General features: G+C 60.2%; 20 protein-coding genes. 2 read left to right on the plus strand and 18 right to left on the minus strand.

What is annotated here, in order from left to right:
- Nucleotides 1-12 precede the first annotated feature (12 nt).
- The 5 genes from B5F19_RS01175 to murJ are packed head-to-tail and all read right to left on the minus strand — an operon-like array spanning nucleotide 13 to nucleotide 5,165.
- Nucleotides 13-531: a DUF4330 domain-containing protein gene (locus tag B5F19_RS01175; protein ID WP_087286800.1), complete on the minus strand. Its 519-nt coding sequence runs from the start codon at nucleotides 529-531 to the stop codon at nucleotides 13-15.
- Entirely contained in the window at nucleotides 528-1,028 is a 501-nt protein-coding gene (locus B5F19_RS01180; protein ID WP_087286802.1) for a DUF4330 family protein, read from the minus strand. The genes B5F19_RS01175 and B5F19_RS01180 overlap by 4 nt, the downstream gene beginning before the upstream one ends.
- Nucleotides 1,015-2,145, minus strand: coding sequence for a glycosyltransferase family 4 protein (locus B5F19_RS01185; protein WP_087286805.1), 1,131 nt, complete (start codon nucleotides 2,143-2,145; stop codon nucleotides 1,015-1,017). Before B5F19_RS01185 ends, B5F19_RS01180 begins: the two co-directional genes overlap by 14 nt.
- Nucleotides 2,142-3,596 (minus strand): O-antigen ligase family protein, encoded by a 1,455-nt coding sequence (locus tag B5F19_RS01190; RefSeq protein WP_087286808.1) that lies wholly within the window; start codon nucleotides 3,594-3,596, stop codon nucleotides 2,142-2,144. Before B5F19_RS01190 ends, B5F19_RS01185 begins: the two co-directional genes overlap by 4 nt.
- Nucleotides 3,597-3,599: 3 nt before the next feature.
- Nucleotides 3,600-5,165 (minus strand): murein biosynthesis integral membrane protein MurJ, encoded by a 1,566-nt coding sequence (gene murJ, locus B5F19_RS01195; RefSeq protein ID WP_162612491.1) that lies wholly within the window; start codon nucleotides 5,163-5,165, stop codon nucleotides 3,600-3,602.
- Nucleotides 5,166-5,432: 267 nt separating this feature from the next.
- On the opposite strand from murJ, the gene B5F19_RS18175 reads away from it, so the two are divergent.
- On the plus strand, nucleotides 5,433-8,246 hold the full coding sequence (locus B5F19_RS18175; protein WP_162612492.1) for an S-layer homology domain-containing protein: 2,814 nt from the start codon (nucleotides 5,433-5,435) through the stop codon (nucleotides 8,244-8,246).
- A 469-nt stretch (nucleotides 8,247-8,715) separates the two neighbouring features.
- On the opposite strand, the gene B5F19_RS18180 is transcribed toward B5F19_RS18175, so the two are convergent.
- The 7 genes from B5F19_RS18180 to B5F19_RS01230 form a co-directional block, all read right to left on the minus strand.
- Nucleotides 8,716-8,844, minus strand: coding sequence for a hypothetical protein (locus B5F19_RS18180; RefSeq protein ID WP_255378364.1), 129 nt, complete (start codon nucleotides 8,842-8,844; stop codon nucleotides 8,716-8,718).
- Between the two features lie 15 nt (nucleotides 8,845-8,859).
- Complete coding sequence (locus tag B5F19_RS01205; protein WP_087286814.1) at nucleotides 8,860-10,005, minus strand: sodium ion-translocating decarboxylase subunit beta; 1,146 nt, start codon at nucleotides 10,003-10,005, stop codon at nucleotides 8,860-8,862.
- Between the two features lie 265 nt (nucleotides 10,006-10,270).
- The gene (locus B5F19_RS01210) at nucleotides 10,271-10,858 is read right to left on the minus strand and encodes a hydrolase (protein WP_087286817.1); all 588 of its coding nucleotides are present in this window, start codon (nucleotides 10,856-10,858) and stop codon (nucleotides 10,271-10,273) included.
- A gap of 171 nt (nucleotides 10,859-11,029) precedes the next feature.
- Nucleotides 11,030-11,869 carry a DegV family protein gene (locus tag B5F19_RS01215; RefSeq protein WP_087286820.1) on the minus strand — a complete coding sequence of 280 codons (840 nt, stop codon included), beginning with the start codon at nucleotides 11,867-11,869 and terminating at the stop codon, nucleotides 11,030-11,032.
- A gap of 96 nt (nucleotides 11,870-11,965) precedes the next feature.
- Nucleotides 11,966-12,721 (minus strand): tRNA (guanosine(37)-N1)-methyltransferase TrmD, encoded by a 756-nt coding sequence (gene trmD / locus B5F19_RS01220; protein ID WP_087286823.1) that lies wholly within the window; start codon nucleotides 12,719-12,721, stop codon nucleotides 11,966-11,968.
- Nucleotides 12,722-12,814: 93 nt separating this feature from the next.
- Complete coding sequence (locus tag B5F19_RS01225; RefSeq protein WP_087286826.1) at nucleotides 12,815-13,828, minus strand: AEC family transporter; 1,014 nt, start codon at nucleotides 13,826-13,828, stop codon at nucleotides 12,815-12,817.
- Between the two features lie 213 nt (nucleotides 13,829-14,041).
- Nucleotides 14,042-14,926, minus strand: a complete 885-nt coding sequence (locus B5F19_RS01230; protein ID WP_162612496.1) for a 3-hydroxyacyl-CoA dehydrogenase NAD-binding domain-containing protein — start codon at nucleotides 14,924-14,926, stop codon at nucleotides 14,042-14,044.
- A 414-nt stretch (nucleotides 14,927-15,340) separates the two neighbouring features.
- Between B5F19_RS01230 and B5F19_RS01235 the strand changes: the two genes are divergently transcribed.
- Nucleotides 15,341-15,853 carry a DUF4352 domain-containing protein gene (locus B5F19_RS01235; RefSeq protein WP_087286832.1) on the plus strand — a complete coding sequence of 171 codons (513 nt, stop codon included), beginning with the start codon at nucleotides 15,341-15,343 and terminating at the stop codon, nucleotides 15,851-15,853.
- A gap of 98 nt (nucleotides 15,854-15,951) precedes the next feature.
- Here B5F19_RS01235 and B5F19_RS01240 read toward each other — a convergent pair whose 3' ends face one another.
- The 6 genes from B5F19_RS01240 to B5F19_RS01265 all read right to left on the minus strand — a co-directional run bounded on the left by B5F19_RS01240 (nucleotide 15,952) and on the right by B5F19_RS01265 (nucleotide 22,040).
- Nucleotides 15,952-16,716, minus strand: a complete 765-nt coding sequence (locus B5F19_RS01240; RefSeq protein WP_087286835.1) for an alpha/beta hydrolase — start codon at nucleotides 16,714-16,716, stop codon at nucleotides 15,952-15,954.
- Nucleotides 16,717-16,866: 150 nt separating this feature from the next.
- The gene (locus tag B5F19_RS01245; RefSeq protein WP_087286838.1) at nucleotides 16,867-17,379 is read right to left on the minus strand and encodes an amidase domain-containing protein; all 513 of its coding nucleotides are present in this window, start codon (nucleotides 17,377-17,379) and stop codon (nucleotides 16,867-16,869) included.
- 126 nt (nucleotides 17,380-17,505) lie between these two features.
- Nucleotides 17,506-18,660 (minus strand): hypothetical protein, encoded by a 1,155-nt coding sequence (locus B5F19_RS17630; RefSeq protein ID WP_087286841.1) that lies wholly within the window; start codon nucleotides 18,658-18,660, stop codon nucleotides 17,506-17,508.
- Nucleotides 18,661-18,721: 61 nt separating this feature from the next.
- Entirely contained in the window at nucleotides 18,722-20,299 is a 1,578-nt protein-coding gene (locus B5F19_RS01255) for a recombinase family protein (protein ID WP_087287149.1), read from the minus strand.
- 137 nt (nucleotides 20,300-20,436) lie between these two features.
- Nucleotides 20,437-20,736 (minus strand): hypothetical protein, encoded by a 300-nt coding sequence (locus B5F19_RS01260; RefSeq protein ID WP_087286844.1) that lies wholly within the window; start codon nucleotides 20,734-20,736, stop codon nucleotides 20,437-20,439.
- Between the two features lie 17 nt (nucleotides 20,737-20,753).
- The gene (locus B5F19_RS01265; RefSeq protein WP_087286847.1) at nucleotides 20,754-22,040 is read right to left on the minus strand and encodes a plasmid recombination protein; all 1,287 of its coding nucleotides are present in this window, start codon (nucleotides 22,038-22,040) and stop codon (nucleotides 20,754-20,756) included.
- Nucleotides 22,041-22,252: the final 212 nt, after the last annotated feature.

Consider the following 22,252-nt stretch of genomic DNA (forward strand, 5'->3'; position numbering starts at 1 on the left):
GACGCTTCCCCCTCACTGGGCCGAATCCGCTCCCTGGACCTGGATGTCCGTCACCATCCCCAGGAAGTAGGCGTACTTGGTGTTGAAGTGCCGGTGGGAGTTGACGCCCAGATCATAGATCCGGTTCAGGGCCACTGTGCCGTCCGAACCAATCAGAGCGTCTCCCTCAATGGTCAGCAGGATATCATAGTACCCCTCCGCCGGCACATAGGCCACGGTGCCGTCGTCCAGCTCCCCCTGCTCCGTACCGGGGCTGACCTCAATATCTACAATCGTTCCCAGAGAGCCGCCGGTGCTGCGCTCTTTGTCGTACATCTGGTCTCCCACCTGGATGGCGGAGAGCATATACTCCGGCTGGTTGTTCAGCTTCATCTGATAGACCACCTTGGTGGTGGTCACGCTGGTGCCCGTCTGGGGCATCTGAGTCTTTACATAGATGGCCAGCGCCAATACGGCCACCACCAGAATTACGATCACATCAATAATGCTGATCTTGCCGAACAGGCGGCCGTCCCGATCCAGTATTTTCATCCTTCCGCCTCCCTCACGATCTCCGTCACCGGGCCGCTGCCCATGTAGCCGGGCCCGCGGACATAGGTGGTCTGTCCCACCCGGAAGTCATAGCCCCCGTCCAGCAGGAGGGCCTCTCCGCTGTCGGTGCAGGTGCTCTCCACGGTGACATACACATCCTCAAAGCCCTCCAGCACCGCGTCCACATAGGTCTGGGTCTCCTGGTTGAGCACCTGAACCACGGCGGGCTCCGCCCGCACGGACACCACGCTGCCCATCCGATAGTTTTTCACCGTGTCCACCAGGGGGTCGCCGGGCTGGATCAGCTCGCTGCTCCCCTCAGTCATGCTTTGAAACATTATGGTGTACTGCACCGTCTGGGAGGCGGAGGACGTCTCCCCTCCCCCGGACCGAAGGCCAAACCAGGCCACCGCCGCGCCCGCCGCCAGAACCACCACCAGTACGATGGCGTCGAACAGGTTCAGGCGCAGGCGGAATTTATGGTTATTTTGTTCCATGGGGCACTCCTTTCAGCACGTCAAGATACACTTGCTCCACATTCTTGGCAAAAATTTCTCCGGTAAACCGGCTCTGGAAAATCTCCACCGCCCTCCGGCTCATCCGCGCCAGGGTCTCCGGCTCGTCCATGAGCCGGGCGATGCAGCGGGCCAGGGCGGCGCTGTCCCGGTTGGGGAAGATCAGTCCGTCCTCCCCGTCGTCAATAAGCCAGGGATTGCCCCCGTAACTGCTGACGACGGCGGGCAGGCCCATGCTCATCCCCTCCAGAATGGACAGGCTGGAGGTCTCGGTACCATAGGATGCGTTGAGCTGCACATCCAGCACGGAGAGCACCGGAGCCACGTCGGTCTGGAATCCCAGGAAAAACACCGTGTCCTCCAGCCCCCGGTGGGAGACTTCCCCGCGCAGCTCTTCCTCGTACCCGCCCACGCCGGCAATGAGGATCTGGAGTTTCCGCCCCTCCTCCTTCAGCTGCTGGGCCGCCTCCACAATGTGCAGGTGGCCCTTGTAAGGCTCGATGCGGGCCAGGATACCGGCAGTAAATACGTCCGGACTGAGGCCGTACCGTTCCCGAAAGTCCCGACACGTCTCAGGCGCGCTGCGCGCTACCGGAGCGACTCCGTTCATCATCACTGTGATGCGCTTGGACGAAATGCCGGCGTCGGTAAGATTGGCCGCCGCCGCCGGGCTCACGGCGATGATCCGGTCGGCGTAGTGCTCATTCACCCACTTATTCACCCACCGCCCGGGGGGATACCGCAGCTTGGCAGGCACCGGGAAGGCGGAGTGGCGGGTGTACACCACCTTTTTCCCGCACCGCCGGGCGGCGATGCGGCCGGACAGGGCCCCGTGGGTGTGGACGATGTCCGGGTCCACCCGGCCAATAAGCTCCCGGAGCAGCTTCACATCCTCTTTATCATAGGAGCGGTCGGCGATACCGTCCACCTCATAGACCGTGGTGTTCAGCTCCTCCAGAGGGGCCTTCAGCAGACTCCCCCGGGGAAGGGCCACCGCCGTGTCAAACTGCGCCCGGTCGGCATACTGCAGGTAGTTGATCAGCACCCGTCCGGCGCCCCCAATATTGGTATCGCTGATGATGTTCAGCACGCGGATCATTGGATTCTCCTCCCTTCCTCCGGAAGTTGTCCGCGCCGGGCCAGCAGACCGCCCAGGGCGATGAACACCCAGAACAGGAACATGACCCGGTAATTATAAAAAGAGTAGTCTGTCATGGCCTGGACCATAAAGCCGGCCATGCCTGCCACCACCGCCGCCTGGTGCAGACGGCTGTAAGAGTCCTTCTCCCGGCAGAAAGCGGCGCACAAATCCCGGAAAAAGTGGAACAGGAGCAGCACAAAGATCACCAGAGCGATGACCCCCGCGTCACACATGATCTGCAAAAACAGATTGTGGGAGTGGGGGGCGGTAACGCCGCTGTAACTGTACCGGGGATAGACCAGGTTGAAGGCCGCATCTCCGGGGCCGATACCGCACAGCCAATAGTCCTTCAGCATGGCCAGGGTCCCCATCCAGATATATACCCGGTAGGAGGTGGACTGATCTCCCAGGTTTCCGATGCTGGTAAAGCGCTGAATCACCGTCTCGGGAAGGACAAAATACATGGCCACCAGCAGCAGCGGGGAGAGCAGCAGCAGCCGGGGCTGGAGGAACATCAAAAAGACCAGCCCGGCAAACAGCAATCCCAGCCAGGCCCCCCGGGCAAAGGTGAGCAGCATACATACACACATGAGCCCGCAGCAGCAGAAGTAGACCACTCGCATTCCCCACCCCTTGGCAGAGAGCAGTCCTGCTCCGCCCAGAGCGATGACCAGGATCAGATATTGCCCCAGCATGTTGGGATTCTCCAGGGTGGATGTCGCCCGGAAGGTGATGCTGCTGAACATGTCGCTGTCCACCCAGGCGTCCGACTGGTAGCCCCAGCCGAAGATATACTGACAGATGCCGTACAGGGCCACCGCTGTTCCCGCCAGCACCAGCAGGAGGACCAGGGTGTCCAGCTGCCGGCGGGTGGTGATGGAGTTCTCCAGCACCAGAGCAAAAAGGGTGAAGGCCACCGTCAGGCATCCGCCCAGCAGACTGCCCGACCGGGTGACTGAGAACCAGGTCCCCACCAGATAGATGGCCGCATACATCCAGATATAGCGGTTATAGGGGGCGTAGAACAGTTCCAGTTCCCGCCGCTCCATCACCAGAAGCAGCAGGGAGAAGCAGCTCACCAGCATCAGCCCCAGCACCGCCATAGTGGGCAGGATGGGGGCCAGCGCCGCCGCCGCCCCCGCCCAGAGCCAGCACTTTTGAAAGACGCTCCCCGCGAACAGCTTTCGCAGGTGGAGGGCCTCATAGATCCGGCACAGGCCCCGGTGGACACACCGCCACAGGCGGGTAAAGACGCTGCTCTCCGACTCCGCCCGCTCCAGCCGGATGGGTGGGTGGAGGAACCACTGGATAACGCCGCTCCCCTGCCACTGCCGCCCGAACCACAGGCACAGGGCGAAAAGCGCCCGGTACAGGACGCTCGCTTTCACGATCCGCTGCATTCGTTCCATCGCTCAACCTCGTTTTCTCAGTTTGTTCCAAACGCTCCCTGCCAATTTCATTTCCTCCAGCCGCATGAGGCCGGCCAGCAGGAAGTAAACCGCCGCTCCCAAAGCGGCGCAGAGTCCCAGAAGGACCACCTCGCCCAACTTGCCCGAGGGCAGCAGCGATTCCAGCCCGGTCCGGGCCAGCCATACCACCGCAGACATGCCAACGGCAGCCAGGAGCATCTTTCCGAAATCCCCCAAAAATTCCCGGGAGAGCACCCCCTCTCCCCGCGCCTCCAGGGGAATCAGCAGAAGAACTGCGTACAACGTGGAGGATACCGTGGAGGAGATCGCCAGTCCCGCCACCCCCAGGGGCTCTGTGAGTACCATGCACAGGCCCAGGTTGGCCAGAATGGAAATGGCCCCGGCCACCAGGGGGGTGCGCCCGTCCTGCCTGGCAAAGTAGGACCGGCTCAAAATATTCTGAAGGCCATAGCCCACCATCCCCAAAGAGACCCAAACCAGGGCCTGGGAGGTGATGGACACGGAAAATTCGTCAAACTCCCCGCCCCCGTACAGGAAGGACACCAGGGGCCGGGCCAGGAGCATGAGCCCCGCCGCCATGGGGAGGACAAAAAACAGGCTCCCGTGGACCGTCTGGCGCAGAGTGTCCCGGAAGGCCGCCTCCTGGTGCTGGGCCGTAAGCCGGGACAGCTTGGGGAAGATCACATTGGTGATGGACAGAATAAATACCCCGGCAATTACCAGATATAAATTGGTGGAGTACTCCATGGCGGACACCCCCGCCCCGTCGTACAGGTGGGAGCCGAACCGGGAGTTGATGGTCAGATTGATGGGCTGCACCCAGGTGGACACCATCACCGGCCCCATCAGGGCAAAGGCCCGGCGCATCCCATCGGTGCGGAAGGAGAAGTTGGGGTGGTACCGGAAGCCGATCTGTTTTAAGGAGGGCACCTGTACCAGGGCCTGGAGCAACCAGCCCGCCAGATAGGCGGCGGCCAGGCCGTATACCCCATACTCCTCGTCCAGGAAGTAGAAATAGCCGATGATGACCAGATTGGAAACCGTGCTGATGAGGGCGGGGATATTGAACCGGTCCATAGCCTGCAAAATTCCCACAAAGGAGAAGGCTACCCCGGTAAAGAGCACCGTGGGGAACATCACCCGGGTGAGGGAGGCCGCCAAGGCGGCGGTCTGGGCGTCATAGCCGTCGGCAAACAGGGTCACCAGGGGCTCCGCAAAGAGAATGCCCAGCCCCGTCAAAAGGGCGGTAAGCAGGGTCATGACAGACAAAAAGTTGCCTCCAAACCGGAATGCCTCCTGCTTTCCCTTCTTTGTCAGATACTCGCTGAACACAGGGATGAAGCAGGCCGCAATGGCCGAGGCAAACACCACATCAAAAAAGACTCTCGGAATCCGGCTGGCCACATAAAATGCCTTGGCCTCCATCCCGGCGGTGCCGTAGTGGACCGCCATGAGATGGTCCCGATACAGTCCCAGTATCTTTCCAATCAAGGTAATGACCATCACGATACTGATGGTCCGAGTTGCATGTTCGTTTTCTCTTGCCAAACTTTTCGCTCCTCTCCTGCTCCGGTCTGGATTGAGCCGCGCTTTATTGTACACCAACCCCCTCCCTTTTTCAACCATTCTCCGCCAGATTCACGGCTTGTTCATACTTTTCCTCTTTTCTTCGGCGTACCGCAGTTTTTTCCACCGCTGCTCACATTGATTTTATGTAAATTCCCTGCTATAATGAAGGCTGTTATGTCCCGCCCTGGCGGTGCGGTCCGCTGGAGGGTACTCGAATTTTATTCTCGATTGATTAAGGAGTGTATCATGAATCGTTCTGCCATTCCGAAGCTTCCCAAGCGCGTTTTGGCTCTGGTGCTGGCGGCGGCTTTGCTGACCCCATCCGCCTTCGCCTCCGCCGGAACCGCTCAGATCAATACCGCCCAGACTCTGGCCGACGGGCTGGTCTACCGAAACACTGTCTCCAACCACTCCAGCGCCGGAAGGATGGAGAGCTTTGCCCTGGAGCTGGAGCCCGACAGCGAAATCTATCCCATTATGATTCAGGCAGCCGGTACCGTCTACGGGGCGGCTACCATCAACCGGGCCATCCGCACGGCGGAGGAACTGGGCTATACGGTGGTGGGAGGCATCAACAGTGACTTCTTCACCCTGGGAACCGGAATCCCCAACGGCATTTCCATTGAGGACGGGGTCTACAAGTCCAGTCCCGGCGGGGAACACGCCATCTCCATGGTGGACGGAGAGCTCCGCCTGTCCGCCGCCCCACAGGTGGAAATGACTGTGACCAACCAGCGCACCGGAGAGTCCGTCTCCCTGACCAACTTCAACAAGTGGCGCAGCTCTTCCGGCGGGCTCTACCTGTTCAACGAGGACTTCTCCACCGTCTCCACCCATACGGACTCCGCCGGAGGGCGGATGATCCGCATGGTGGTCTCGGAGGAGGATCAGGACACCCCCCTCACCGTCAACAGCACCCTCACCCTGGAGGTGACCGACGTCTTTGAGACCGAAGATGCCCAGCCCATCGGCGAGGACAACTACATACTCACCGCCGCCTATGAGTCCGGATACTGGGAGCTGTTCAACAGCTATCAGGCCGGGGATGAGGTCACCCTGACCACCACCTGTGCGGACGCCAACCTGTCTGAGGCTCAGTGGGCCAGCGGCTGCGGCGACATCATTCTCTCCGACGGCTCTATCACCAACAGCGCCACCTGGAACTACGCCTCCGGCCGGGCTCCCCGCACCGCGGTGGGCGTTCAGGCCGACGGCACCATGATCTTCTACACCGCCGATGGGCGGCAGTCCGGCTACTCCGGCGGCCTGACCGAGATGGACCTGGCTGAGGAGCTCCAGCGCCAGGGCTGCGTCTGGGCGGTCAACCTGGACGGAGGCGGCTCCACCACCTTCGCCCTCCGCGTCCCCGGCTCCAGCGGCCTCACTGTGATCAACTCCCCCTCGGAGGGAAGCCTGCGCTCCTGCGCCGCCTTTATTTTGTTGGTTACCGACTCGGATACCGCCGACGGCGCGGCGGAGCGGCTGGCCCTGAAGGAGGACGGCCTGGTGGTACTGGCCGGCTCCTCCGTCACCCTGGGCGATGTGGCCGCTCTGGACGGGAGTGGCTCCACGGTCTCCAGCCGGGTGTCCGACGCGGTCTTTACCTCGGAGGACGGACTGGGCTCCTTCAACGGCGGCGTCTACACTGCGGGGACCCGGGCCGGCACGGACACCATCTCCATCGAATCCCCCTCCCTGGGCATCTCCGGCACCGCCCAGATCCACGTGGTCACCGCCCTGTCCGACCTGACGGTCACCCGGGCGGGGAGCAGTTCCGCCGTGTCCTCCCTGTCCCTGGAGCCCGGCGAGACGGTCTCCCTGACCGCCACAGGCACCTACTGGTCCCGCAGCGCCCTGCGCACCGGCTCCGCCGGCGTGACCTGGGCCGTCACCGGGAACGTGGGTACCATCACCCAGGACGGCGTGTTCACCGCCTCCAGCGGCGGCACCAGCGGAACCATTACCGCCACCGCCGGCGGCGTCACCAAGACCATCTCGGTGAGCCTGAACAACGTCCACACCGACGTCCCCGCAGACCACTGGGCCTATACGGCGGTGGAGTACTGCTATGACAACGGCATCGTCAGCGGCATCTCCGCCACCGAGTTCGGCACCAACTACTCCATCTCCCGCAAGGACTTCGTCCTCATGCTCTACGGGGCTCTGGACCGTCCCGCCGTGTCCGGCTCCTCCGGCTTCTCCGATGTGGCGGACGACGCCTACTACGCCGACGCCGTCACCTGGGCCAGCTCCAACGGCCTGGTGTCCGGCGTGTCCGAGGGCCGCTTCGCTCCCGACGACCTGGTCACCCGGGAGCAGGCCGCCACCATCCTCCACCAGGCCATGCCCCTGCTGGGCCTGAGCAGCGCGGAGGCTGATCTGTCCGTTTTGGATCAGTTCGCCGACCAGGGACAGATTGCCGACTACGCCCGGCCCCATATGGCCGCCCTGGTGTCCCAGGGGCTGATGAGCGGCACGGGCTCCGGTCTGAATCCCAAGGGCAATCTGACCCGGGCGGAGATGGCTACCCTCCTCTACCGGCTGCTCACCACCTCTCCGGACAGCACGCCGGAGGAGCCCGACTCGGAGCCGGAAGTTAATCTGGACCCGGACGCCGCGCTGACTCTGGATGTGACGGAGTACACCCTGGCCTCTACTCAGACCCTGCAGCTCAACGCCACCCTCACCGGCGGCACCGGAACCGTCACCTGGAGCACCAGTGACGCCACCGTGGCCACCGTCTCCTCGGACGGCACCGTCACCAATGTGTACGCCGGGGTGGGCACTCCCTCGGTGACCATCACCGCCTCCTGCGGCTCCCTGACCGCCAGCGCGGTGATCCAGTGCTCCCCCGCCGACGTGGTGGGGCAGGTCACCGCCACCACCCTGAACGTCCGCTCCGGCCCCGGCACCGACTATACCGCCATCTCCAGCCTGAAATCCGGCGCTCAGGTGGTGGTGCTGGACACCTCCACCCCCGGCTGGTATCAGGTCCTCTTCTCCAGCGGCGGCGCCGCCGTCACCGGCTGGGTGTCCGCCGACTATCTCACACTTCTGTAACCTGTCTCCTCTTTCCGCAGTAAAAGGGCGGAGAACTGCCAGCCAGTTCTCCGCCCTTTTCAATGTTCAAAAATGCGATTCCTCTGAATCCCGGCCGGAAGGAAACCGTGAAGCTGCGCCTTACTCGCTCTTCTGCGGGGCGCGGGAACGCATGGGCTGCCGCCCCCTCCAGATCTGCCGCTTATCGCCCCCCGCCTTCTCCGCTTCTGTTTGCTTTTATGCGTCAAAAGGGAGGAGAACTGCCAGTCAGTTCTCCTCCCCTCTTTTGTCCGCCTCCCCACAAGGAGACAGACCCCGCTGCGGCGCCGCGAAGTGAATTTTGTGGCCGGTTCTGTCCGGCGGGCCCGGATGGGAATTCTCTCCCCCGGCAGTCTGCCCTTCCCGGACCGCTGGTCCCCACGGAATAAAAGACGGGGTCTGAAACCAAAAGGTTCCAGACCCCGCGCAGCGTTTCGATTGGAAAACAGGCTCAGCCTTTCTTCTTGCCGCCTGTCTTGCCCATGAGCAGCACCAGGAGGGCGATGATGCCCAGCACCACGAAGATGCCGATCATGCCCTGAGCCAGCATCTCCAGAGCCAAAAACATATTTTCACTCATCGTATACTCCTCCTCTTAACCCATGTTGGCGAAGAACTGCAGCACCACGCCGCCGGCGACCACGGAAGCGATCTGGCCGGACACGTTGGCGGCAGCCGCGTGCATCAGCAGGTGGTTCTGAGGATCGGCCTCCTGGCCCAGCTTCTCAATGACACGAGAGGACATGGGGAAGGCGGAGATGCCGGCAGCACCCACCATGGGGTTGATCTTGTTGTGGGGGGTGAAGATGTTCAGGATCTTCACGAAGATGACGCCCACCATGGAGTCCAGCACGAAGGCCACCAGGCCCAGGCACATGATCATGATGGTAGCGGGCTGGACGAACTGATCGGCCTTCATGGAGGCGGCGATGGTGATGCCCAGCAGCAGGGTGATCAGGTTGGCCAGATCGTTCTGAGCGGTCTTGGAGAGGGACTCCAGCACACCGCACTCACGGATCAGGTTGCCGAACATGAGGAAGCCCACCAGAGCCACAGAGGAGGGGGCCACCAGGCCGGCAATCACGGAAACGACGATGGGGAACAGGATGCGCATCCGGCGGGTCACGCCCTGGGGCTTGTAGGGCATCCGCATGGCGCGCTCTTTCTTGGTGGTGACCAGCTTAATGGCAAAGGGCTGGATGATGGGAACCAGAGCCATGTAGGAGTAAGCGGCCACGGCGATGGCGCCGATGTAGTTGGAGCCCAGGGTCTGGGACACCAGGATGGAGGTGGGGCCGTCAGCGGCGCCGATGATGCCGATGGAGGCGGCGTCCTTCAGGTCGAAGCCCAGCACGACCGCGATGATGATGGTCAGGAAGATACCGGCCTGAGCGGCGGCGCCGCACAGGAACAGCTTGGGGTTGGACAGCAGAGGCCCGAAGTCGATCATGGCGCCGATGCCGATGAACAGCAGGATGGGCATGGCCTCACTGGCCTCGATGCCGATTTCAAACAGCCACTCAATGATACCGGCGGTCTCACCCAGCGCCTCACTGGTTTGATTGATAACACCGGACAGGGGCAGGTTGACCAGGATGGCGCCGAAGCCCATGGGCATCAGCAGAGAGGGCTCAAACCCCTTCTCGATGGCCAGGTAAATCAGCACCGCGCCCACCACATACATGACAGCCTGCTGCCATGTAATGGAGAGGATGCCGCTTACCAGAAACGAAAAATCCATGTAATTTCCTCCCTTTACGTCTTTCTCTTTTGCAGCCTTTTTAGGGAGCGCCTGCATGCATCCTGTGAGCATGACAAAAAAGACCTGCGTTCCCCCATCAGAACACAGGTCTGGTCATTTCAGGCAAAACCAGGAAGGAAGGACCTTCCAGGATTGTTGGCTCTGCCACACAGCAGATACTGTGCCGACTACTCCCCTTAGCCCGACTATCGTATCAAATTATTCTTCCAATGTCAAGAATTCTTCTTCAAAAATTTATTCCGTCTTAACGGGCGCCAGCCTCTGATACAGCCGCCTCAATAGCGCTCTCCTCGTCCCGCATGGCGGACAGGGTCTGGTTCAGCAGCTCATCCAGGTCCCAGCCCAACAGCTCCGCCCCCTGGGCGATGATCTCCCGGGAACAGCCGGCGGCAAATTTTTTGTCCTTGAACTTCTTTTTGAGAGACTTGAGCTCCATGTCCGCCACGCTCTTGGAGGGGCGCATCAGAGCCGCCGCGCCGATGAGTCCGGTGAGCTCGTCCACGGCGAAGAGTACCTTCTCCATCTGGTGCTCCGGCTTGATGTCCACCCGGTGGCCCCAGCCGTGGCTGGCAGTGGCCCGGATGACGGCCTCGTCCACCCCGGCCTCCCGCATGAGCTCCTGGGACTTCTCGCAGTGCTCTTCGGGCCAGCGCTCAAAGTCCAGGTCGTGGAGCAGGCCCACAATGGACCAGAACTCCTTCTCGTCCCCATAGCCCAGCTTATCCGCAAACCAGCCCATCACATGCTCCACCGTAATGGCGTGGCGGAGGTGAAAGGGCTCCTCATTGTACTGCTTCAGCAGGTCCCAGGCCTGCTCTCTTGTGATGGACATATTCGGTTCCTCCTTATTTTTCTATGTTATTCTTTGGAAGAAAACGGCGGGGGCAAGCCCCCGCCCCAGGCTGTCGAAAAAGTCCAAGGGCTTTTCCAACAGCCTGCAAAATGCCGTTACTTTCGCGCCTCACAGCGGCGCAAAAGTCCTCGCTTCGCCTCCCCCTCAGCGTCAGTAGGCCACCACAATGCCGCCCTCATTGGCGTACACGGTGGTGATGCCCCCCGCCTCCAGAATGAGGATCTTCCCCGCCTGGCAGGTCTCCTCGATCCGGCGCTTCACCTGGAAGGCCCGGTCCAGGCAGCCGCAGTGGCAGATGGCCACGGTGCGCCCCTTGTGGGCGGGGTCGGCGGCGATACGCTCCACCAGCTTGTTCAGGGCCTGCTTCATGGACAGGGCCTGTCCCAGCTTACAGATCTCCCCCTCCGGGGTGGCCCCGCACAGCAGCTTGATTTTCAGGGCGCTGGTGACCACCGCCTGCAGCTTGGTGAGCCGTCCGTTTTTCCGCAGGTTGTCCAGGGACTCCAGCACAAACAGGGTCTGCATCTGGTAGATGAACTGCTCCACCTCCCGGACCACCTTTTTAAAGGGCATGCCGGAGGAGGCCAGCTCCTGGATCTTCAGGGCGGCCAGCACCTCGCCGGAGGAGGCGGAACAGGAGTTGAACACGTGGATATTGCGCTCGGGCTGTTCCTCCTCCAGCAGGACTCGGGCCTGTTCCGCGCTGTTGTGGGAGCCGCTGAGCAGGGCGGACAGGGTGACCACATAGACGTCCTCCCCCTCCTCCCCCTGGTAGGCGTCCAGGTAGGCCTGGGGCGAGGGGCAGGCGGTGGAGGGGGCGTCCTCGCTCTGCCGCATGGACCAGAGCAGGTCTGCCTGGTCCAGGGTGTCGTCGTCCACAAAGACGCTCCCGTTGGCGTGGATGGAGAGCGGAACCTTCACAAAGCAGGGGTCCTTGCGCATCTGGGGCGTCAGGTCACAGCAGCTGTCCACTACGATCTTAAAACTCATGCTCTTCATCTCCAAACATCGTTTTTAAAACGAAATTAACATTATCTTTACCATAACACAGGCCGAAGGAATTGTAAAGAGAATTCCCGTCGATTTTTACAGCGGCTCCCCCGTCTCCTCCCTCAGCTCAGAGAGCAGCTTCTTGTCCTCCTTGGAGGACAGGTCCAGCTTCTCGTACAGGTCGGGCCGGCGGCGGTAGGTGCGCAGGATGGACTGCTTCCGCCGCCACTGGTCCACCTTGGCGTGGTTGCCGGAGAGCAGGATGGACGGCACCGCCCGGTCGTGCCACACCTCGGGCCGGGAGTACTGGGGGGCCTCCAGCATGCCGCTCCAGTGGCTCTCGTTCTCATAGCAGGAGGGGTCGGAGAGCACCCCGGGCACCAGGCGGCACACCGCGTCGGCCACCGCCATGGCGGGGATCTCCCCTCCGGTCATCACAAAGTCCCCCAGGGAGATCTCCTCGTCCACACACTCCTCAATGAAGCGCTCGTCGATCCCCTCGTAGTGGCCGCACACCAGGATGAGCCGGGTGTAGTCGTCCCGCAGCCGCCGGGCGTCCGCCTGACGGAAGGTCTTGCCCGCCGGGGACATGTAAATGGTGTGGACCCGCTCCCCCGCCTCGTCACAGATGTGCTTCCAGCACTGGTAGAGGGGGTCGGCCTGCATCACCGCCCCCCGGCCGCCGCCGTAGGGGTAGTCGTCCACCTGCCTCTGCTTATTCAAGGTGTAATCCCGGATCTGGTGGCACTCAATGCGGATATAGCCCCGCTCCTGCCCCCGGCCCAGAATCGACTCGCACAGCATATCGCCCACCACATCCGGGAAGAGCGTCATAATATCAATCCGGTACATAGTTTCCTCTGATCCCTCACTTATGGTTCTGTCGTTCTCTTGATTATACGCAATCGCCCCCGGCTTTTCAAGCTGGAATTCATCCCGTGCCCGTTACAGCAGCCCGGCCGCCCGCAGCAGGAAAATCCACAGGAACAGCGTGATCATGCTGAAGGCGGAGGTCCACACCACATACTGGCGGGCCAGCTCGGCGTCGCCGCCCATCTCCTCCGCCATCACCGCGCTGGCCGAGGCCACCGGCGAGCCGTACATGCCCACCAGGGCGCTGAGCACCGCCGGCGTCACCGTGAACAGGCCCAGGCCGTCGGCCAAAAAGGCCATGCCGAAGCCCACCGCCGGCGCCACAATCAGCCGCTGGACCACGCCCACCGCCAGCTCCTTTTTCATATCGCCCACAGCGCTGAAATTCACACGGGCCCCCAGCAGAATCAGAATCAGCGGAGAGGCCATGTCCGCCAGACTTTCTATCGGGGCGTAGAGAAACGGCAGATCGCCGGCCAGTGAGAAAACCAGCTCCCCTTGGGCGTCCCGGGGCACGAATTCCCGGACAGCCAGGCAGATCAGCCCGGCCACCTGGCCCAGAATCATGGGGTTGGTGGCGATCTTCTTCAGGATGCCCCCCACATCCACCGCCCGGTTCGGCTGGTCGGAGTAGATGGTCAGGAACAGCACCGCCGCCACGTTGTAGTAAATGATGGCCGGGGCCTGGATGCTTGCGGAGACCGCGCCTCCCGCCGCCCCTCCCAGAGAGAAGGCCAGGGTGGTCCCGATGATGGCAAAGTTGCTGCGGAAGCTGTTTTGGATCATAATGCCCCGCCGCTCCCGGCGGTCTGTAAAGATATGGGCCTCCACCCAGCCCAGCCCCGTCAGCACCAGACAGGTGGCCAGCACGAACCAGATGCTGTCCAGGTGAATCTCCCGCAGGGAGGACAGGCTGTAGATGTTGCGGAACATCATGGCGGAGATCCCAAAGCGGAAGGTGAAGGAGTTCATCCGCTTCAGCAGGTTGTCGTCAAAAAAATGGGCCGCCTTCAGCCCCCACCCCAGCAGCATCAGAAGCAGCATGGGCGTGACCGCATTAAAGGCGTACAGGAAGGTATCAAACATTGCGAAGCCTCTCTCTTTCCATCCGCAGCGCCCGCCGTCTCTCGCACGGCGGGCAAAATCGTATCTCCCGGCCAGACGGCCGGCTTCTTTTTATATTATAGCGAATTTCATAGGCCGGCACAAGATACCCCTTCGCGCAGAAAGGCGGGCACTCCCTACCGGAGCGCCCGCCTTGCGTATCAAATCAATTCAGATGCTGGTTTGTTCCGATTCTTACTTCACCAGAACCGGGTTGACGCCCACCTTCTTGCCCTTCTCATAGACATAGAAGCCGGCGCCGGACTTGCGGCCCAGGTAGCCGGCGGCCACCATCTTCCGCAGCAGGTGGGCAGGACGGTACTTGGTGTCGCCCAGGTCGATGTAGAAGGTCTCCATAACCTCCAGCAGGATGTCCAGGCCGATCATATCCGCCAGAGCCAGGGGGCCCATGGGGTGGTTACAGCCGCGCATCATGCCCTCATCCACGTCCTCCACGCTGCCGATGTCCTCGTCCAGGACCTGCACGGCCTCGTTGAGCATGGGCAGGAGCATACGGTTGACGATGAAGCCGGGCTTGTCCTTGGCCAGGATGGTGCGCTTGCCCATGTGCTGACCAACAGTGGTCACGATGTCAATGGTCTCCTGAGAGGTGCGCAGGCCGTAGACGATCTCCACCAGGCCCATCACCGGCACGGGGGAGAAGAAGTGCAGGCCCACAACCTTCTCCGGACGAGTGGTGGCGGCGGCCAGGCTGGTCATGGAGATAGAGGAGGTGTTGGAGGCAAAAATGGTGCGGTCGTCGCAGATCTTGTCCAGCTGCTGGAAAATGGCGCGCTTGGCGTCCAGATTCTCATAGATGGCCTCGATGACCAGATCCACGTTGGAAGCGGTATGTACGCTGGGGGTGATGGTCAGACGGCTCATGCAGTCTTCCTTCTCCTCGGCGGTCATCTTGCCCTTCTCCACCAGACGGTCCAGACGGGCGCTGATGCCGGCCTGCCCCCGCTCAAGGGCGGCCTTGCTCTGATCGTTCAGGATAACCTCATAGCCGTACTGGAGGGCGGTCTGGGCGATGCCGCTGCCCATCAGACCGGAACCGACAACAAAGATTTTACGGATTTCCATTTTGATCTCCTTCTTTTACTATGAAATTGTACGCCCTGGAGTTTCCTCCAGGCAACCGGCTTCGGCGGAAATCGGTCACAATCATCTTAACACACCGCCCTCTATTTGTCCAGCGGAAATCCGGATTCCACCGGATTTTGTCGCCCGCCTCCCTCCCGGATCTATAAAAAGCCGGCCTGTCGGAGCGGACAGCGCTCAGCAGCAGCCGAAAACCCCTTGCTTTCTTCCTCCAAACCGCCTATCATAACATCTGCCTGGCAGACCGCATCGGGGACGGCCCCATACGCTCAGCACCGCCCCCTGCGCCTCCATGCTTGCGGCTTTGCCCTCCCTGCATTATAATAGGGACACGACCGCGGGCTCCCATACCGGTGAACCCGCCATTTTGATCTGGAAGGAGCACCTGCCATGCAAGGGACAAAAATCTGGCTTCTGGGAGGGCTGACGGCCCTGGTCCTGTCCGGCTGCGGCCTCCTCCCCGGAACGGAGCGCACCGAGACGGAGGAGGTCCATGTGGGGGATACCGTCTCCACCTCCTGGTTTGACTACACCATCACCAGCGCGCAGTCCGCGGACTCCTATCAGGCCCGCGCCGCCGACGAGGGCTGCAAGCTGATCGTGGTGGAGCTCACCATCCAAAACCGCTTCGACGAGCCGGTCCCCATGTATGACTCCGACTTTCAGCTGTACTGGGGCGAATACGCCCAGGACCAGTGGGCCCTCCCACTGGAGACCTACTGCTCTGAGCAGCTGCCCCAGGAGTACAGCCTGGCCGTGGGCGAGACCCGGGAGGGCGCCCTGGTGTACCAGGTCCCCGACAGCGCCTGCGACTTCACCCTGGCCTTTCTGGAGGTCTTTGACAACGGCACCCCCGAGGGCGAGGAGGGAGACGTCTACCTGGCCTACTTTACCACCTCCTGAGTCCGCCAGATCCACCGTTTTGACGCGCATGAACAGGGCCGCCGGTTTTACCGGCGGCCCTCAGTTTTTAGGAAACACTCCAAGGCTTCCGGGGCGATCTATGTTACCCCGTCCGGAACCAGAAACGCCCGGACGTCCCCGGCCAGCTCCTCCGCACGGGACAGGATGAGCGGATGCTCGCCGGTCTCGTACAGTTTATAGTGGATGTTTGGGTTTAAGCCGCACAGCCGCCTGCACTCCCCCTCCATGTCGTTGGCCAGCATCCGGTCCGCCCGGCTGACCGTGATGAGCAGAGGGACCTGGATGGTCTCGATGGGGCGGTGGAACAGCCGGACGCCCTTCCGCTCATAGTTCACCAGGGCCTGGGTGTCCAGATCCACCACCGTCTCCCAGTCCTCCCCCTGGCACCACTCATAAAACCCCCGGGCCTGCTCGTCCCCCTTGGCGGCCTGCCGCTCCCGGAGGATTCCGTCCCCAAAGCCCTGGGGCAGGGCGCTCCCGTCAAAGCTGTCCGCCACCACCCGGCCAAACAGCTCGGGGGCCTCCAGCGCGGCGTTGATGGCGGCGTACGCGCCCCCGCTGGTCCCCACCAGATTTACCTTCCCACAGTCCAGGCGCCGGCACAGCTCCGCCGCCTGGCGGCCCTGGTCGATCCACAGCTCCTCCGGGAAGGCGTCCACCCGCTGGGACTTTCCATTCCCCAGAAAGTCCAGCAAAATCACCCGGAAGTGCCGGGTGTACAGGGGCAGGAGAAAGGTAAACATCCGGGAGGAGGCGGTGTTTCCGTGGAGGAATAGGCAGGGCTCCCCTTGGCCCGCCTCCTGGTAGAAAATCTCCTTTCCCCGATAGGTGAAATACGGCATCCGCGCCGCCTCCCCTCGTCATTTGCCGGAATCCGCCCGGACCCGGCTTGTCTCTGGTCCCACTATACCTGATTTTTCCTCCGGATGCAAGGATGGGCCGCGAGAAAGGCCGCCCGGCTCAAATGGGAGCCGGGCGGCGGGCACTGCGGGCTATCCCGCCGCCGGGGGGCGGGTGCCCAGGATGTGGAGAAACCGGATCTCCTGAAAGTAGTAGGTGCTCAGGGGGCGGAAGTCCGCGTCCTGGCTGTGGGCGGCCACCAGGATGTTGTCCAGGGTGGGCGGGTCCCCCACCTCCACAATGATGGGGGTGTGGCCGAACGTGTCGTAAGCAAACCGGAGCTGCACAAAATCCCCGGGCAGCAGCATATCCGGGGAGGCCGCCACCCCCACCGGTCCCTGGGACGCCTCCCGCCGGGTCATAAAGTTGTAAAAGTATGGCACTCCCGTCCAGGCGGGGGCTTTATGCCCCGCGTCAATGTAGTACCAGCCGAAATCCGGGGTGAAATTCATCACTCCGCTGCCCTGGTACAGGCACTGGGAGGCGAAGTTGGTGCAGTCGCCCCCGATGGTCTCAAAGTCAAAATACCTGGGATTGCGGCTGAAGGCCCACTGGTGGGCGTAGCGCACCGCCGCCTGGCGGTCGTATGGAATCAGCTCGGGCAAGGTATCTCCCCCTCTCCTCCCTCCATGCTATGCCCGCGGCGGCGGCCGGGGAACCCCGCGGCAGACAAAAGGGCCGTCTGCGGCATGTTATTTTGCCGCAGACGGCCCCGTCCAGCTCTATTTAGTTTAGAGGGTAAAGTCCCAGTCCGCCGGGTCGGAGGAGTAGGAACCGCCTGTGCTCCACTCCCCATCCACCACATGCAGATCCGGGTAGGATACCACCATAAAGCTCCGGCCGTACTGGTCGGTGACCTGAGCGGCAAAACACAGGGTATCCCCCTCCTCCAGTTCCACCTCCTGAGGGTCCAGGCGGAAACACCGGCCTCCCTCCTCAGCGTCCCAGCTCTCCGGCTTCTCGCAGCGCTCCATCCACGCCACCAATTTTTGGTTTTGGAACAGCCCCATACGTACTGTCTTGACCCAGCTCCGTCCCACCGTATTGTTGACTTTGGAAGCCTCCGAACTGTTTTCCTCCACCACCAGCCCAAAGCTCTCTGGTATCTCCACCGTCCCCTCCAGGGACTGAGGAAGGGTCATCAGCGCGAACTCCAGGTAGCGGATGCCCACCGAGGGGAAGCTGTTCTGGTATAGATTTTCGTACTGGTCCAGCAGCTGGGTCTGCCGGGTATCCCCGGCGATAAAGACAGCGGAGAGGGCAATCACATCCGTGAGAGGACAGGTGGCCTCCCCGGTAAACGCGCCGCTCTCCTCCTCCTGGGCGGGAAACTCCAGGGTCTCCTCCCCGTTGTCCGCCAGAAAAACCACCGACATTCCGGGGGTATAGGTTTTTGGCACCACCCGCAGAGAGAAGGCGACCGTGTTGGCCGCCAGGTCGGCGGAGCGCAGCTGGGTGCCGTAGTCGGCGGTGAGGTCGTTCTGGGCCTTCAGCACCTCCTCCACCCGGTCGGTAATGGAGCCGATCTGGCGGTTGACCGAGGACGTGACATTCCCCACCGAATTGGCCAGCTCGTAATATCGCCGGTCCATCTGGTCCAGGCGCTGAAAAAGCGTCACACCGCCCACAGCGATCATCAGAGCCGCCAGCCCCGCCGCAGCCCAGGGCCACCAGCGGCGCTTTTTGGTGGACTGCCCCACCAGCTCCTCCACCTGCTTCCGCTGGCCCTCGCTGAGCTCTTCCGGCTCGGTGCGCTGATAGCGGCCCAAAATCTCCTCCAGCAGCTTCAGCTGCTCCGGGGAGAAGTCCACGCTCTGGGGCTCCGGCTCCTCCTCCACCCCCAGCAGCCAGCCCACGGGCACCTGAAAGAGGCGGCTCAGGGCCACCAGCTTGTCGATGTCGGGCAGAGACAGGTCTGTTTCCCATAGTTAAGGATATGGATGCAAGTTAATCAATTTTGCCGATAAATCGGTAGTAAATCTCAATCTCCTGATCTCGCATCCCATCCGCACCTTTAGTAGCCTCATGAATCACAATCTTCTCAATCAGGGTATTGAGAAGTTCAGCGGTCAGTTCTGTGGGATTGGCGTACTGCTTGATGAGAGCGACCCACTTTTCGGCATTCAGGGCAGTTTGCTGCTCTGCGGACAGCTCCGCTTGCAAGCGGCTGATCTTTTCCTCCAGCTCCAGCTGTTCTGCCTGGTACTTTTTCGTCAGCAGATTGAAGTTATACTCGGTGATGCGTCCGGCGGACCAGTCCTCATACATTCGGACAAACTTTCCATCCACTTCTGCCTTGCGCTTTTCCGCCCGTTTCAGTTCGGATTCCTGACGCTTGGCGGCGGTCATGCGTTCCCGGTCACCGTTTTTCAAAATCTGCTGCAAGAGTTTTTCTTCGCTCAGCTGCGCCCGATGGGACCAATACTGGATTCTGGACAGTACATAGACATAGAGCGTGTCATAGCGGATATAATGCGCCGAGCATTGTGTACCCATCTGTCCGTATTGGCTGCAAGTGAAGTGGCTGTACGGCGTTTTATTCTGCCGGTTTGTGCCGAAGCGCATAGACCAGCCACAATCTGCACATTTTACAAGACCGGCGAAAATCTGCGTTGTGGCATCCTTCTGCTGCCGTCTGCGGCTGGCAATCTGCTTTTGCACCTGCTCAAACACATCCCGGCTGATGATCGCCTCATGGGTATTTTCCACCCGAATCCATTCTTCTTTCGGCTTGCGCACCTTTTTCTTGTTTTTATAAGAGATATTGGTCTGCTTATTGTGCACGCTGTTGCCGATATAGGTTTCATCTTGCAGGATACTTTTGACCTGAGCAATCGTCCAGGCATAGGATTTTTCTTCCGGCGCATTGGCATAGATATTGGCGAAAGTTCCATACCGCTGATAATTGAGCCAGCCCGCAGTCGGGACTTTCTCTGCAATCAGGGTCTTGGTGATCTTCGCCGCACCTGCTCCATGAAACGCAAGGTCAAAGATTTTCTCGATGATCCAGCGGGTTTCTTCGTCTATGGCTAAAGTGTTTTTGATTTCTGGATGGCGGATGTATCCCAGCGGCGCATAGGCAAAAGTACGTTCTCCGGCAGCAAATTTGGCACGGAGCGCCGTTTTCACCTTGCGGCTGGTATCCTTTGCAAACCATTCGTTGAAAAGGTTCTTGAACGGCACAAAATCCGAAAGTCCTTTTTCGGTGTCCTCATTTTCGGCCACAGCGATGTATCGAATCTGCTTTTCCGGGAACACAAATTCCAGATAGTAGTCCATCATTACGTGTTCACGGCCAAAGCGACTGAGGTCTTTGGTAATGATGCAGTTGACCTTTCCGGCCTCCACATCATCCATCATCCGCTGAAAACTGGGACGCTCGAAGTTCGTTCCGCTCCATCCGTCATCGACATATTCGCCATACACCGAAAGGCCATGTTCCTTTGCGTACTGCTGCAAAATGGTGCGCTGAGTCTCGATACTCACGCTGTCGCCATAGTTTTCGTCGTCACGGCTGAGACGCATATAGAGTGCGGTATTGTAAGGTTGTTTCACGGTAAAAATCCTCCTTCTAATCGAAACAACCCACGCTTACAATACTTCTGTTTTTATTATACCGTAAGCGTGGGTGTGGTTCAACGACATTTTGTTGTGGAATGGGTTTATCCAGCGTTGCGGGCAGCATACTGGATCACATTTTCAATCAGCCTGTCCATGGGTTTACCTGCTTGGGAGAAATGCTCGGATACTCGAATCCGAGTATTGCCGCAGTAAAAATATTGGATGCCATCCGGCTCTGTGACATAGACCGAGGTGTTCTCCAGTGTCGGTTCGGGTTCATCCTCCCAGCTGCGCCATTCTTCCAGAGTTTCCAACGGCGGTTCAAAAATCGGTTCAAAGCAGGATTCAATGTCGATATAACCATAGTCGGGTTCGCTCATAAAATCTTTGTGTTTTCTCATGCAGTTTCCTCCATCAATTAAAGTTCCATATCCTGCGACTTACGGCGGGAAGGTTGATCGTGCTGCCTCGTTTGTCGGGTTCGGGTCAAAATGGCGTCAAGAAAAGCCCGCACCTTTTCGGGTGCGAGCTTGACAGCGTCCAGATATGGCTGGACTTCCTTTTTCAGTTCTTGGTACTTGTCATAAATCTTTTCATACCGCTGTTTCCAGACAGCGGCACTCTTTTGCGCTTGTTGCAACTTATCTTCCAAGCGGCTGTTTTCTGCCTTGGCAAGAATCCCATTGACCGCATAATCCTTGAGCGTGCTGCACTCAGATGGAGTCAGAGTGATATTGCCGGTGATCGTCTTTTTCCCCATGGAGCGGATTTCCTGTACGGTCAGGGCGGTGGTGCGCTGTTCTTTGGTCTGCTTTTGCAGGGATTGCAGCTCTTTTTGCTTTTTCTCTACAGCAGCCTGTGCGGTGTCCAGCGCCTGCTCCGTCTGAGCGATTTGGGCGGTCACATCTTCCAGCCGCTGCTGTTCCTGTGCTACCTTGAACTGGGTCACCGTCAGATGTTCCTCGGTGCTGCCACGCTCTCCACGCTCCACATCCGTATATCCGGCAGCTTTCATATAGTTGAAGAAATCGTCTTGCAGGACACTGTATGATGTCCGCAGGACTTTCTTGCCCTTGGCGGTCAAAAGCGGATTGCCCTGCTCATCCAGAGCTACCTTGGATTCCCACTTTTTACTGCGGCTGACCTGCATAATGGTCTCCTTGACTGTACCTACAAGGGACTTATCCTTGCACCGCTTCGACCAAAGAATCTGTTTTTCCACCACCGGGACATAGACCACATGAAGGTGGTAGTGGTACACATCCTGCCCCAGAGCTTCCGACATAGCCCGGTTGCGTTCATCGGCGTGCATGACGGCAGAGAGGATATACTGCTCACCGCCCACGATCTCTACGGCAGCTTTGTATGCATCGGTGTAGAATTGCTTGGCATATTCGTAGCCACCGTGGTTGTGGAAGTAGGCGGAGTTCACATCAAAAATCAGTTCCCCGTATTTCACCGCATCGGCTTTCAGACCACGGGTAGAGATAACGCCATCGGCAATCAACTGATCGAACATGGCGGCATAGCTGTCGGTGGGTGCTTTGAAATGGATATTCCGGTAGGTCTGGGTGGTATCAATATCCTGGTTGGAGTAGCTATCCTTTTCTCGTTCATTATGTTCCTGAACTTTCGCCACATCATCAAGTGTGGGCAAGTCCTGGTTACGGGCAAAGGTGCGGTCGATTCCGTCGTTTCTGGCCATAAAAATCAGCTCCTTTCCATTGTGTGGCAGACGGCTGAGGGACGGGGATGCACTTCCTGCGGGAAGTGTAATAACCCACTATGACACTTTCATCCCGAAGGGCTGCAAAGTGCCGTGGGCTCTCCGAGGGGGAATTGCGGTCATTGCGATGACCGCTGCTGAACTGCCCGGAAACCGTCTGCATCGCTTCCTGTTGTTCAGCCCGGACAGCC

This window comes from Pseudoflavonifractor sp. An184, assembly GCF_002160305.1.
Classification (GTDB): Bacteria; Bacillota; Clostridia; order Oscillospirales; family Oscillospiraceae; genus Lawsonibacter; species Lawsonibacter pullicola.